This is a genomic window from Corynebacterium sp. HMSC073D01, from assembly GCF_001815555.1.
Classification (GTDB): domain Bacteria; phylum Actinomycetota; class Actinomycetes; order Mycobacteriales; family Mycobacteriaceae; genus Corynebacterium; species Corynebacterium glucuronolyticum.
Genome location: NZ_KV821065.1, coordinates 1 through 12,468, shown reverse-complemented (window position 1 = coordinate 12,468; position 12,468 = coordinate 1). Strand labels below are relative to the sequence as shown.

Genomic DNA, 12,468 nt, shown 5'->3' with positions numbered 1-12,468 from the left:
AAGAGTATCAGATTCCTACCACAAGGACGGAACATGGAAGTCGTTATTTGCTCACACCCAGACCACATCGGACCCATCGCCGCCGACTACGTCGAAAGTCTGATCTCCACAAAGCCCGCTGCCGTTCTCGGCGTGGCCACCGGCTCCAGCCCGCTCGGACTCTATGAGGAGCTTGGGAAACGTGTTGCCGCAGGCAAGCTATCCCTTTCCCGGGCGCGCGCCTTCATGCTGGACGAGTATGTCGGACTCCCTGCGGACCACCCTGAGCGCTACCGCACGTTCATCGAACGGCACTTTGTTGAACCCACTGATATCCCCTCCACCAGTGTTTTCGGCCCCGACGGCGCCGCTGAGGATATGGAGGCAGCGTGCGCGGCCTATGAGGAAGCCATCCACACGGCCGGCGGAATCGACCTGCAGATCCTCGGTGTGGGCACCGACGGCCACATCGCCTTCAACGAGCCCGGATCATCATTGGCATCGCGGACGCGGCTGAAATCCCTCATGGAGCAGACCCGAAAGGATAACGCCCGCTTCTTTGACGATGACATCGACCAGGTCCCACACCACTGCGTCACCCAGGGCGTGGGCACCATCCTGGAGGCTCGCCACCTGGTGCTTTTAGCAAGCGGAAAGGGCAAAGCCGAGGCTATCAAGGGCGTGGTGGAAGGGCCCGTGTCTGCGGTGTGCACCGGCTCGGCGCTCCAGCTGCACCCCACGGCCACCGTCATCATCGACGAGGAGGCCGCATCCCTTCTGACGTACGCCTCGTACTACCGCTTCGCCTACGAGAACAAGCCCGAGTGGCAGCGGGTATAGGAGGCTAGGCGGGGAGATCTCCAAAACTCGGCCGAATTTGTTTTGCCGCTCGCGCCCACCTGGGGCGATGCACGTGCGTATCGTACACTCGGCCGAGTATTGGAGGTGCGCTGGCGCGCTTGTCATGCCCATGCCATAATTCGGGGCATGCAACCGGGGGAAAATCTCATTTGTGTGCAGTCGCTGACCACTCACCAGAAGAAGTCCATTTACAAGCTCCACAGGGAACGGGTGCTCACGAAGCTGGCCAGGGGCGTGTACTAGCCCACGACCGATTATTCGGATCATCCGTTCCGCACGAGGTTTTGGTTGAGGAGCCTGGCCTGCGGAATCGAAGGACGAACTCTTGCCCGCCGCTCGGCGGGCTGCCTGCTGAAACTCCCCGTCCTGTTCAACGGGAACTGCCCGGTCGAGATCATGGGGCACGGCAGGCGAGACGGGCTCGTCCTGCGCAGGCTGCCACCAGATGACGTTGTTGTCGCCACTATCTTTGGGCACGAGGTGAGGATCACCTCCCCGGCCATGACGGTGGTAGACAACGCGCGCTGGCACAGCGCCGGGGAAGCTATCCGCGTGGGCGACGAGGTGGTGCGAGAAGGGCGGGCCACACAGGCGGATATTGGGCGCTGCATGCGACTGCCGGGGCACAGAAGCGGGGCAGAAAAGGCACGCCACGCGCTGAAACTGATCAACGGCCGTGCAGAGAGTCCACGGGAAAGCGATGTGAGAGTGACGCTGTGGGAAAACGGATTCCGACCGCCCAAGTAACAGGTGGAAATAGTAGACGTACATGGGGCTTTATCGGCAGGGTTGACTTCTTTTACCCGGAGCGATCGATCGCCATCGAGTACGACGGCAGGGACAAGACCAGGGGAATCTACGGGGGTGATCCGTATCGAGCGATCAATAAGGAACGCGATCGAGAACGCAGGCTCATCTCGGAGGGGGTTATCCCCCTCCGAGTGACGAATGAGTCGTTTGTGTCGAGGATCTGGTTGACCGAGCTGGCCAGGGTGTGGCACCTGCGGGGCGCGTTCCCAGCCAGCCAGTGGCGCAGCGCCTAGAAGCTCGTGTGAATCTGCGTGGGGAGGTAGGTCTCCGGGTCGAGGACGAGGAAGTCGGCAGGGAAGCCTGCTTCCAGGCGGCCGTAGGAATCCTCGAGGTTGATGGCGGCTGCCGGGTGGGAGGTGGCGGCAGCGACGGCGACATCCGGGGGGACCCCGACCTCGGTGATGGCGCGGGCGACGGCGCGATCCATGGTGAGGGTAGAACCGGCGATGTTTCCGCCGTCGACAAGCCGGGCAATGGAGTCTTTCACCTCGACGTCGAGCTCACCGAGGAGGTAGTGACCGTCGGGGGAATTCGTGGCGGCCATCGCATCGGTGACGAGGACCATTCGCTCGGCGGCCTCCTCGAAGAGGCTGCGCACGACGGCGGGATGGACGTGGACACCGTCGTTGATGACCTCGATCCACACCCGCGGGTCACGCAGCGCCGCAATGACAGGCCCCGGCGCGCGGTGATGGATCGACGGCATCGCGTTGAAGGCGTGCGTGAGGATGCGGGCGCCGCGGTCGAAGGCCTCGCGGGCGGTGTCATAGTCGCATTCGGTGTGGCCGACGGCGGGGACGGCACCGTTCTCGGCGAAGGTGGCGATGGCGTCGAGCCCGTGGGCGCGCTCGGGGGCAATGGTGATTTGGCGAATCAGGCCGTCTGCGGCGTCGAGAAGCGTGGAGACCACGGCGGGTTCCGGATCGATGAGCAGCGCGGCATCGTGGGCCCCCTTGCGGGACTCGGCGAGGAATGGGCCCTCCGGGTGAACACCGAGGAGCCACGGGTCGGTGATCTCGCGTGCACCATGGAGGAGCTCAACCAGGCGGGGCACGGAGGCGGTGACGAAGCTCATCACGCCGCGGGTGGTGCCGTGGGAGAGGTGCCCCTCCTTCACTGCGGCAAACTCAGAGGCACCCACGTCGTAGGAGGTGGCGTTGGCGCCGTGGCAGTGGATATCGATATAGCCCGGGGTGATGACGGCATCCCCGCACTCGGTGATCTCGCTGCCCTGCGGTGCCTCGTTGGCGATGCCGACGACGGTGGCATCGCGCACCACCAGGTAGGCATCTGTGTGGGTCCCGCCGATGGTTCCATCGACGATGGTCGCGGCGTGAAAAGCTGAGGTTGTCATACGTCCTAGAGTACAACGCGCCACTGTAAGCTGGAACCATGACAACGCACACAGCTCTCCCCTCCCCCAGCCCCACCGCCCGCGCCCTGGTCACGGGCGCCAGCCAAGGCATTGGCCGCGCTATCGCGCGCGAGCTCGCCCAGCGCGGCCACAACCTGATCCTCGTCGCACGGAGAGAGGAAGTACTGGAAGAATTAGCCCGTGAGCTGCCCACCGAGTGCGAGGTGCGGGCTGTCGATCTGGCGGACGAAGCGCAGCGCGCGGAGCTCATCAGCGAGATCCGCGAGCGTGAGATCAACATCATCATTAACTCCGCCGGCATCGCCTCCTTTGGCAATTTCATGGACCAGGACTGGGGCTACGAGACCAAGCAGTTCGAGCTCAACGCCACGGCCGTGTTCGAGCTGACGCGTGCGGTCCTGCCGGGAATGCTCGGGCGTGGCGAGGGCGCGATCCTCAATGTGGGATCCGCGGCTGGGAACATGCCGATCCCGAACAACGCCACCTACGTGTTCACCAAGGCGGGCGTGAACACCTTCACCGAATCCCTCCACTACGAGCTGAAGGGCACCGGCGTGGCCTGCACGCTCCTGGCCCCCGGCCCCGTGCGCGAGGCGACGATCCCCGAGGAGGAGCAGTCCATCGTGGACAAGGTCGTCCCCGACTTCCTGTGGACGACGTACGAGTCCTGCGCGAGGGAATCCCTCGAGGCGTTAGCGAAAAACAAGCGCCGCGTGGTGCCCGGCCCGCTGAGCAAGGCCATGAACGCCGTCAGCCTCGTCGCACCGAGGGGCCTTCTGTCCCCGGTCATGGGCTGGTTCTACGCCAAGATGGCCTAAGGTTGAAAGCGTTATGAGTAACAAAGACAATCGCATCGTATGGATCGACCTGGAGATGACGGGCCTCGATCCCAAGCGCCACGTCATTGTCGAGGCGGCGGTACACATCACCGACAATGATCTGACAATCCTCGGAGACGGCCTGGACCTCGTCATCCACGCAACAGAGGACGAGCTGAAGGAAATGGACGAGGTTGTGACCAAGATGCACACCTCGAACGGGCTCATCGACGAAATCCGGGAATCCCCCCTGAGCTGCGCGGAGGCGGAAAAACAGATCATCGCCTACATCGATGAGCACTGCGACGGACAACCGCCGCTTGCGGGCAACTCCATTGCCACCGATCGCAGCTTCATCCGCGAATACATGCCGGACCTGGATCAGCGCCTCCACTACCGGATGATCGACGTCTCCTCCCTCAAGGTGCTGGCACGCAAGTGGATGCCCACCATCTACTCGCACCAACCGGAGAAGGGACTCGCCCACCGGGCGCTTGCCGATATTGTGGAGTCCATCAAGGAGCTCGACTACTACCGCCGTTGTTTCCTGCGCGACGAACCCGGTGACACGGAGAAGGCAGCCCAGGAGACCACCGCCCGTTACGCTGCTTACCTGGCGTTTTGATGTTATAGCGGGGTGTGAGGTACTATATCCCTCGCTGCCCAATGGGCGGTAATGGTGGATGTAGTTCAGCTGGTAGAGCACCAGGTTGTGATCCTGGGTGTCGCGGGTTCGAGCCCCGTCATCCACCCCGATGAAAAATATCCCCCGGCCTCGCGCCGGGGGATTTTTCGTTGCTCCGCTTACCGGGGCAGGATCTGGATGTGCAGGTTCTGCTCCACGAAGTCGATTACTGCCTTCACCAAGAAGAATAATGTGCCCAGGGCACCTGCAACGCCCAGGAGAGAAAGGAGCACCGTGCGCGTTTCGGACTCCTCCTTCGGGGTCGCGCCCTGGCCCTTGGCAACGGCCGCTGTGCCACGCGCATCGGAGGCGATGCCCCACGTGGTGAGCTCCGGATCCAAGAGGTCATGCAACTGCGAAGTGGACGTTGTGGAGTAGCCCTTGGCGTGCTCCAGCCCGGGCAGCTGCGCCAGCGACCACGTTGTGCCGAAAGCCGTGGCGGAGGACTCACCACGGGCGATAAGGGTGGTCGTGCCGGCGGTGGTCGTGTCGGCGGTGGTCTTTCCGTCTAGGGCGTGAGACGCAAGACGATCCAGCTCCTCGGAGCTGCGAACGCGGGCGTAATCAGCACAGCTACTAAAGCCGGCAGCATGGACGGCATCACGCAAGAAAACGCCGTTGAAGTGCGGGTTTTTGTTCTCGCACATGTCCAACCGGAGCTCCGTGATGGGGTTAGGTGCATCGGCGATGGCGGGCACGGGTGCGAGTCCCACGGCCAACGCGGTAAGGAGTGCTACTCTTCTCATACCCAGAGCATCGCTTGGGAGCGCAAAAATGTAACTTTTCCCAGGCTATGGTCTATGGTTTATGTCATGATTTCCGTTGACCCCCAATACGTGTATGTGAGGACGCCCGCCACCAGTGTCGCGGGAATAAATGACTGCACTGAGGGGTTCGACCCACGCGACGGGGAAGATCTTGAAATCCCCAGCATGGAGGAAGTTTTCTTCCTGGACTTGGGCATCTCGCGGAGGTTTCAGCCCGCGGAGGTGACGTGCATGTACGCCTCCGGACGGCATGGGACTCTCGCGGACTTTCCCAGGCTACAGCGGGAGGCGCTGGCGCGTTACCGAGATCGTCCCACGTGTTTCGCGCATTTCCAGGGAACCGACCCGGTATGGAAGGTGATGATCCCCGCAGGCTGGTACAACCAGACGGCGTACACGTTGCCGGAAAGCTCCACCGCAGTCAACCCAGAGGATGTCATCTTTACGCTGGCCACCCCGCACGAGTTCCGGGTGGAGTTCCGCAGCCTCGCCGAGGTGCTCCAGGAGGGCACGGGCGGGTTGGAGTTGCGCGAGTTCAGTCTCTCCCCGGACGATGCGGAGGCGGCGAGCTTCGAATCCTTCCGCCGGGATCGCTACGCGGGTGTCATCTTCTACTCTTCGGGCGACGAGTCGAGCCTGTGGGAACCGATTGTCGGCGAGCCGGTAGACCATGTGATACTGGGGGTTGATAGGTAGGCTAGTGAGCATGAAGTATTCGCTCATTGACTTTGCCACCATCTATCCGGGCGAGCGCCCGCGCGCCGCGTTTGAGCGCTCCGTGCGTTTCGCCCAACACGCCGAGGAGCTGGGCTTCGACCGCATCTGGTACGCCGAGCACCACAATATGACGACGATCGCCTCGTCACAGCCGGCCGTGCTTATTGCGTACGTGGGTTCCCACACGTCGTCGATTAGCTTAGGCGCGGGCGGTGTGATGCTACCGAACCATGCGCCACTCATCGTGGCCGAGCAGTTCGGTACCCTCTCCGAGATGTTCCCCGGGCGAATTGAGCTGGGGCTCGGTCGCGCCCCCGGCACCGACCAGCAGACGCTACGCGCTATCAGGCGCGTCCCCGGTGCCGCCGATCGCTTCCCCCAGGATGTGCAGGAGCTGCGCGGCTACTTTGCCGACGAGCCCCTCCTGTCCGGCGTGCACGCGATGCCCGGCGCCGGCACGAACGTCCCGATCATTATCCTCGGGTCCTCCCTCTTCGGCGCGACGCTCGCTGCACAGCTCGGCTTGCCGTACGCCTTCGCCAGCCACTTCGCCCCCGCTCACCTGGAGGAGGCCGTGGACACCTACCGGCGCACGTACCAGCCCAGTGAGCAGCACCCCGAACCCTACGTCATCGCTGCGGTCAACGTCACCGCCGCGCGCACAACCGAAGAGGCTAAGGAGAAACTCCAGGAGGTGTACCGTCGCCGCGTCCACTCGATGGTGGCGCGTGGCCGGGATCTCAGCACCGAGCAGCTCGACCAGCTGGTCAACAGCTTCGCCGGCCACCAGGTCACCCAGATGCTGCACTACAACGCCGTGGGCAACCCGGAGGAAGTGTCGGCGTACCTAGACGAGTTTGCCAAACTCTCCCGCGCCGACGAGCTCATGCTCTCGATTCAGGACGACGACGAGTCCTCGCTGCTCGAATCCTTGGATATCGTCGCCCAGTCGAAGTTCCAGTCCCCCAACCCGTCATAGGGGCTGAGCGTTTCTCCCGTGGTGTTCGTCACCACGACGAGATCGCCACGCTTCACAAACTCCTGGAACCACTTGGCGTTTTCCGTGGAGACGTTGATGCAGCCGTGGGACGTGTTGGTGTTTCCCTGCGCCCACACCGACCACGGCGCGGCATGCACGTAGATTCCCGAGTAGCTCATCTGCGTGGCGTAATTCACCTTCGTGCGGTAGCCACCCTTCTCGTGGGAGAGCCCGAAGGTCTCCGAATCCATGATCATCGAGGGGTTCTTGTCACCGATGATGTAGGTTCCGGGAGGAGTGGACCAACGGCCACCGTCGCGCCCCATGGACACGGGCATCGTCTTGATCGTCTCGCCGTTTTTGGTCACGGTCATGATCTTGGTGTTGTTGTCCACGTAGGAGATGACCTCGTCGCCGATGGTGAACTCGGCCTGAGCACTATCCCCACCCCACGTCGATTTACCCAGCTGGTGCCCGAATGGCTTCGCCTCCACGTGCACCTTCGTGCCGGGCTGCCAGTGTTCCTTCGGACGCCAGCGCAGTTGCGACTGGTTCACCCAGTAGAAGGCACCCTCCGTCGGGGGGTCGGCGGTCACCGTGACGGTGCGTTCCGCCTCCTCCTTGTATTCATCGGCGATGGCGATATCGAACTGGATGTTCACCGTCTGCCCCACGCCGACTTCAGCGCCGTCAGGGGAGACGTACACCTCGGCCTTGTAGGTGGGTGTCACGATGGTGAACGTCGACTCCACCGTCTGCCCCTCGGAGTCCCTGGCTGTCAGGGTATAGGTCCGCCCGTAACCGAGCGGTTCGGTCACTCTCCAGGAGCTTTTCGACGTTTCGGAGCTCACCTTTCCGCCGCCCCCTAGCTCTGCGACGACCTCATCGGCGTCGTTGACGAGCTTCGCCGCTACCAGCTCCGCACCGAACGTGTGCACCTCAATGTCCTGGTTTGGTTGCACAGTCGCACCATCACCGACGGTGAACGCCGGTGGGATGTGCAAGGTCTCGTGAACCGCAACATCTGTGTCTGGACTTCCGGTAGGAATAGTGCACGCACTCGCTGCCAAAACCCCAGCGCAAGCAACCAGCACTGTCGCGTACCGTCTAATCTTCACTCATACTCCTTCGAATGTTGCCGTGACCAGACGATTTTACAATACTCGGGCGAAAGATTATATTTAAATCTCGTCGCAAGGCAATGCGCCATTAGCTCAACTGGCAGAGCAACTGACTCTTAATCAGTGGGTTCGGGGTTCGAGTCCCTGATGGCGCACAGATAAAACCCGGCTTCCACGAGCCGGGTTTTTGCTTTACACCCCCTTGCCCGCATACGGGCGACCCCTCCTTTTAGCTCCTTCTAGGAGAAAGAGCTAAAAGGAAGAGGTCGGAAAGAACCGGGTTAGGAGGAAGGGGGTTGCTGCTTAATCTGGCCTTTAGATCTGGCCCCGACGCTGACGTACGCCGAGGAGCACGATGCCACTCATAATGAGCAGCGATGCAAGCCCCACAGGCAGCCCGATCGGTGCGCCCGTATCAGCAAGCTTCTTCTTGCTCGTCTTCTTCTTTGACGAGCTGGCAGCCTTCTTCGTGGTGCTCTTCTTCCCCACAGAGATGCGCGGCTTCTTCTGCTGCGCCATACGCGTCGATGTCTTCGACTTCGCCTTCGTGGACACCTTCGGCTTACCACCAAGCGATGCGGCCTTCGTCGTCGTCGCGCTCTTGGAGTTGCGGTTGCGCATCTGAGCCAGAGTCAACGATTCACCATTAGGCTGCTTAACAGTGATCTTCGGCTTCTTCTGCTGCTGCGGCTTCTGGTTCGCCGCATCGCTCTTACCCTTCGACGGCGATGCGGGCGAGAGGACCTTGTCCACCGCGCCACCAAGAAGTCCGGCACCAAGGCCGCCGACGGTGAGCACGCCGATGACGGAACCAATGATCGCGTCGGTATCCACTGAGCCGGAGGAACCATTAGAACTATGGTCACCAGGCTTTTGCGGATCCGGCACGGTCATGCCGGGTTCAGCGTCGGAACCGCTATCACCTTGGGTACCTGCGGAACCAGAATCTCCATCAGGCTTCGGGTTATTCGGGTTTCCTTCCGGAATGACCGGGTCATTCGGCTGTGGTTTCCCATCAGACTCGGTGCCTGTGCCTGGCTTAACTTCAGTGGCCGGTTCGTCGGTCTTCGGCTTCGTGGCAGACTCGTTGTCTGCGCCAGGCTTCGTCTCTGCGGCCGGTTCGTCGGTCTTCGGCTTCGTGACGTTCGCGGTGGCCGTCTCCGTAGTTGGGGTAGCTGGGCTGGACTCGGCATCAGCCTTGGGTGCAGCCGCCCTGGTGGCCGTATTCGAGGTGTTGGACTCGGTGCTTGCCGTCGTTGTTTCGGAGGTAGTGGTGGCTGAAGGAGCAGGTGCCGAGCCTGAGGTTTCCGTAGACGGGGCTGCAGCACGGTCCGCGAGAGCGCCGATCTCACCCACCGCCGTAGAAAATGCCATAATGCTATTTCCTAGATCCTCAGCAGCGGCTGCCTTATCTGGGGTCGGCTGAGTAGCGGAAGGCTCTGCGGGAGCCGGGCGCTTCTTCAGGATGCCGACCATCGCTTTTTGCTCCCCTGCCCCAAGCTCAAGGGTGAGGGTTGTGGAGTTGTCCTTATTATCCGTCCGGACCAGCGGAACATCTGTGGAACCGGAACGAGTGATCGTCGAAAAGTCCTTGTGCCCGAGACGGTCGGGAGCAACCTCGAGAGCCAGCCCCTTCCAGTCCTCAGCGGAGGTGGTGACCTTCACCTTCTGCCCGTTCAGGTCGGGAACAACAAGGGTCAGTGGCTCCGGCTTGCCGTCCTTGGTCAGGGTGACCGTGATCTTCTGGGTCGCCTCCTTATCGGCGCTTACCAGGGTAGACACACCATCAATGTCGAAAGCTGCGGCCTTCTTATCCGTGGCGATTGGCGACTGCTCGTCACCAACCTTCACCTTCACGGTGTACCCCTCGAGACCAGGGACTGTTGCCTCCTTGCCCGGAATGATGCGCCCGTCAGGACCCGTCACACCAGCCAAATCAAGCCAGAAGACGTCCTCCACGTGCTTGTCCGTGCCCTGCTTCGCGTACGCCGCCAGCGCCGGGGCAGGAACCACGACGGCTCCCGTCACCGCTAGTGCAGCTGCCGTCAACGCAGCCAAAGCCTTCTTGTGAGCCATACCTACCTCATTACCTCCATACATTCTCTTCCACTAAATAGGTTAGGGGATAAAGAAACAAACGTAAACAGGAGGGGGTTTGACCTAAAGTAGGGGTATGGACGTAACTATCTACGACGTAGCTGAACGCGCGGGTGTTGCAGCCTCCACCGTTTCCCGGGCTTTTTCCCGGCCAGACCGCGTGAGCTTCAAAACCGCGGAGAAGATTCGACGCGCCGCAGTAGAACTCGGCTACCACCAGGACCTCGAGGTTCGTGCGGGAACCAACCGCAAAACCGAGATCCTTGGGCTTGTCGTAGCGGACATCGCCAATCCCTTCTTCTTAGAACTGGCGCGCGGCGCACAACACGCCGCAGCAACGCACCAAATGCTCGTGGCCACCGTCAACACCAACGAATCCACCGTCCGTGGGCGTACTGCCGTAGACAAGCTCGCACCGTTTGTCGACGGTCTCCTCCTCGCCTCCACCCGCGTCGCCGCCGCCGACATCCAAAAAATTGCCCGCGGCATCCCCACCGTTGTCTGCAACCGCCCGGTTCAGGGCGTACCCAGCGTCCTCGTAGACAACCACGACGGCGCCCTCAAAGCCATGCTCCACCTCGAAGCCCACGGCTGCACCACCGTCACCTACCTCGCCGGCCCCGAAGGCGCCTGGGCCGACGGCATGCGCTGGCGCGGAGTCATCGACGCTGTCAACGCTCCCGACCGCGACTACGGACGTGGCCTCCAACCAACGGCCAAGCAAACAGAGCAACTAGCGCGCATCCAAGTTCGGCAACTGCGCATGGATCAGCCCACAATCACCGGCGGGCGACGTGCGTTTGAGATTTGGAAGGAAAACCCCTCCGACGCCGTCATCTGCTACAACGACCTCGCCGCCATCGGCTTCATCAAAGGCGCCCAGGCACACGGCATCCAGGTGCCTGACGACGTCAAGGTCATCGGTTTCGACAACACCGAAATGACCGTGGTCAACTCCCCCACACTCACCACAGTGGCAGGCCCCCTGCGCACCGTCGGCCGCGTCGCCGCTGCCAACCTCATCGCCCTGATTGAGGGCATGAACGTTCCCCTATCCAAGCCCCGTCGCCTGCCCACCCGGCTCATCGTCCGCGAATCGACAGGGCCTGTCATATCCTAAACCTCGGCCCCGGGCGGATCGGCCACGCCTTTTCTATATTCCTTAATTGCGCAAGTGGAAAAGGCCTTTTCGCATTCCGCCTCAGGACAGCGCGCAGATTACCCACCCATGCCGGATCCCTAAAACCGTTCTTATCCAGGCGAAAAGCATTGATGCCCAGCGTCCCCAGTTCATGCTGACGTTCCATATCATCCTGCGCCGCATCAGCCGGGGCCACACCATGCAAACCCCTATATTCCCCCTGGCCGTCATACTCCACAGCCACAGACTCATCACGGAACAACAAATCCGGCCGCGCTATGAACCTTCCCGTTACATCCAGCACCTTCGGCTGAACCAGCGGCGCAGGAAAATCATTCACATACAGCTCCAACCGCACCAACGACTCCCGCACCGACTCCGCGCCCGGATGGGAAAGAAAACACGCAATCCGCGCAGCCTTCGTTCCGCGCAGACGCCCCTCCTGCTCACCTAGCAAACGAAGAACCTCATCCCAGTTCACCAGGTTCCGCCGTCGCGCATCATCCATCGCAACTACCGCTTCCTGTACACCGTGCCACCGGGCAATATCCAGCAACGCCGTGGCTAGGCTGCACTCCAAATACGGAGGCTCCTCGTTCTGGAGAACCTCCCGCGTCCCCGGAGCCCCCAACCTATGCACTACGGTCTCCCCAAGTGTCTGCCCTTTCGAACCATGACACCGCAAAAACTCTATCTCCGCAGGTGGGGTGAGAAGCGCCACCGAGGACCGCTCGGCCACGGACTTCCCCGCCAGGATCAAACCCGGGAACTTCTTCGACAGCGACTCCGCCGTAAGATCGCGACGAAGCTTCTCCATACGTCTTTTCTTCTCCCAACTGTTTTCTGCCTGCTCATAAAACGGCACCCCCTGATAATGCACAATTCCCTCCCAGGTCCTCCCGATGTTTTCTCTTTTTCCAAAGTTAAACACATTCCGGGGAGTTCCGCTGTGCAAGGTGTGGTTTTTCGGCACGGCTGGCTGGGTCTGCGGGGTTTGGGTGCACGGGGTTTGGGTGCGCGGGGTTGGGTACACGGAACCCGCGTGCTCGGGATCGCTAACTCGACAATTCCCCCCAAAACCGACCTAATTACGCAGTTAAGGGACCCGGCCATACGCG

At 61.7% G+C, this 12,468-nt stretch carries 13 protein-coding genes and 2 tRNA genes; 10 read left to right on the top strand and 5 right to left on the bottom strand.

All coding sequences use genetic code 11. The features are described 5' to 3' along the window. Positions 1–33: 33 nt before the first annotated feature. From nagB to HMPREF3044_RS13250, 3 genes are all read left to right on the top strand, one after another. Complete coding sequence (nagB, locus tag HMPREF3044_RS08940) at positions 34–819, top strand: glucosamine-6-phosphate deaminase (RefSeq protein WP_070741030.1); 786 nt, start codon at positions 34–36, stop codon at positions 817–819. A gap of 309 nt (positions 820–1,128) precedes the next feature. Beyond that, positions 1,129–1,587, top strand: coding sequence for a hypothetical protein (locus HMPREF3044_RS13255; RefSeq protein WP_210400546.1), 459 nt, complete (start codon positions 1,129–1,131; stop codon positions 1,585–1,587). Continuing rightward, complete coding sequence (locus HMPREF3044_RS13250) at positions 1,557–1,883, top strand: hypothetical protein (RefSeq protein WP_210400545.1); 327 nt, start codon at positions 1,557–1,559, stop codon at positions 1,881–1,883. The genes HMPREF3044_RS13255 and HMPREF3044_RS13250 overlap by 31 nt, the downstream gene beginning before the upstream one ends. Here the strand turns inward: HMPREF3044_RS13250 and HMPREF3044_RS08930 are convergent. After that, positions 1,880–3,004 (bottom strand): N-acetylglucosamine-6-phosphate deacetylase, encoded by a 1,125-nt coding sequence (locus tag HMPREF3044_RS08930; RefSeq protein WP_070741027.1) that lies wholly within the window; start codon positions 3,002–3,004, stop codon positions 1,880–1,882. The two genes, HMPREF3044_RS13250 and HMPREF3044_RS08930, sit on opposite strands and share 4 nt — an antisense overlap. Positions 3,005–3,042: 38 nt before the next feature. Between HMPREF3044_RS08930 and cmrA the strand changes: the two genes are divergently transcribed. The 3 genes from cmrA to HMPREF3044_RS08915 all read left to right on the top strand — a co-directional run bounded on the left by cmrA (position 3,043) and on the right by HMPREF3044_RS08915 (position 4,595). Further along, complete coding sequence (cmrA, locus tag HMPREF3044_RS08925; protein WP_070741024.1) at positions 3,043–3,843, top strand: mycolate reductase; 801 nt, start codon at positions 3,043–3,045, stop codon at positions 3,841–3,843. 13 nt (positions 3,844–3,856) lie between these two features. Beyond that, a complete protein-coding gene (gene orn / locus HMPREF3044_RS08920) occupies positions 3,857–4,468 on the top strand; it encodes an oligoribonuclease (RefSeq protein WP_070741020.1) in 612 nt (203 codons plus the stop codon). Positions 4,469–4,522: 54 nt separating this feature from the next. Further along, positions 4,523–4,595: transfer RNA gene (locus HMPREF3044_RS08915), tRNA-His, on the top strand. Positions 4,596–4,647: 52 nt separating this feature from the next. On the opposite strand, the gene HMPREF3044_RS08910 is transcribed toward HMPREF3044_RS08915, so the two are convergent. After that, positions 4,648–5,274, bottom strand: a complete 627-nt coding sequence (locus tag HMPREF3044_RS08910) for a hypothetical protein (protein ID WP_070741016.1) — start codon at positions 5,272–5,274, stop codon at positions 4,648–4,650. A gap of 66 nt (positions 5,275–5,340) precedes the next feature. On the opposite strand from HMPREF3044_RS08910, the gene HMPREF3044_RS08905 reads away from it, so the two are divergent. After that, a complete protein-coding gene (locus tag HMPREF3044_RS08905) occupies positions 5,341–5,991 on the top strand; it encodes a hypothetical protein (protein ID WP_232621987.1) in 651 nt (216 codons plus the stop codon). A 10-nt stretch (positions 5,992–6,001) separates the two neighbouring features. After that, positions 6,002–6,991, top strand: coding sequence for an LLM class flavin-dependent oxidoreductase (locus tag HMPREF3044_RS08900; RefSeq protein WP_005389007.1), 990 nt, complete (start codon positions 6,002–6,004; stop codon positions 6,989–6,991). On the opposite strand, the gene HMPREF3044_RS08895 is transcribed toward HMPREF3044_RS08900, so the two are convergent. Beyond that, on the bottom strand, positions 6,910–8,109 hold the full coding sequence (locus tag HMPREF3044_RS08895; protein ID WP_070741014.1) for a L,D-transpeptidase: 1,200 nt from the start codon (positions 8,107–8,109) through the stop codon (positions 6,910–6,912). The genes HMPREF3044_RS08900 and HMPREF3044_RS08895 overlap by 82 nt on opposite strands. Before the next feature lie 85 nt (positions 8,110–8,194). Between HMPREF3044_RS08895 and HMPREF3044_RS08890 the strand changes: the two genes are divergently transcribed. Then, a tRNA-Lys gene (locus tag HMPREF3044_RS08890) sits at positions 8,195–8,267 on the top strand. Positions 8,268–8,427: 160 nt separating this feature from the next. Here HMPREF3044_RS08890 and HMPREF3044_RS08885 read toward each other — a convergent pair. Further along, positions 8,428–10,188 (bottom strand): hypothetical protein, encoded by a 1,761-nt coding sequence (locus HMPREF3044_RS08885; RefSeq protein WP_070741012.1) that lies wholly within the window; start codon positions 10,186–10,188, stop codon positions 8,428–8,430. Positions 10,189–10,285: 97 nt separating this feature from the next. Between HMPREF3044_RS08885 and HMPREF3044_RS08880 the strand changes: the two genes are divergently transcribed. Continuing rightward, positions 10,286–11,329 carry a LacI family DNA-binding transcriptional regulator gene (locus HMPREF3044_RS08880; RefSeq protein ID WP_005389004.1) on the top strand — a complete coding sequence of 348 codons (1,044 nt, stop codon included), beginning with the start codon at positions 10,286–10,288 and terminating at the stop codon, positions 11,327–11,329. Here HMPREF3044_RS08880 and HMPREF3044_RS08875 read toward each other — a convergent pair. Then, the gene (locus HMPREF3044_RS08875; RefSeq protein WP_246820984.1) at positions 11,319–12,167 is read right to left on the bottom strand and encodes a hypothetical protein; all 849 of its coding nucleotides are present in this window, start codon (positions 12,165–12,167) and stop codon (positions 11,319–11,321) included. The genes HMPREF3044_RS08880 and HMPREF3044_RS08875 overlap by 11 nt on opposite strands. Positions 12,168–12,468: the final 301 nt, after the last annotated feature.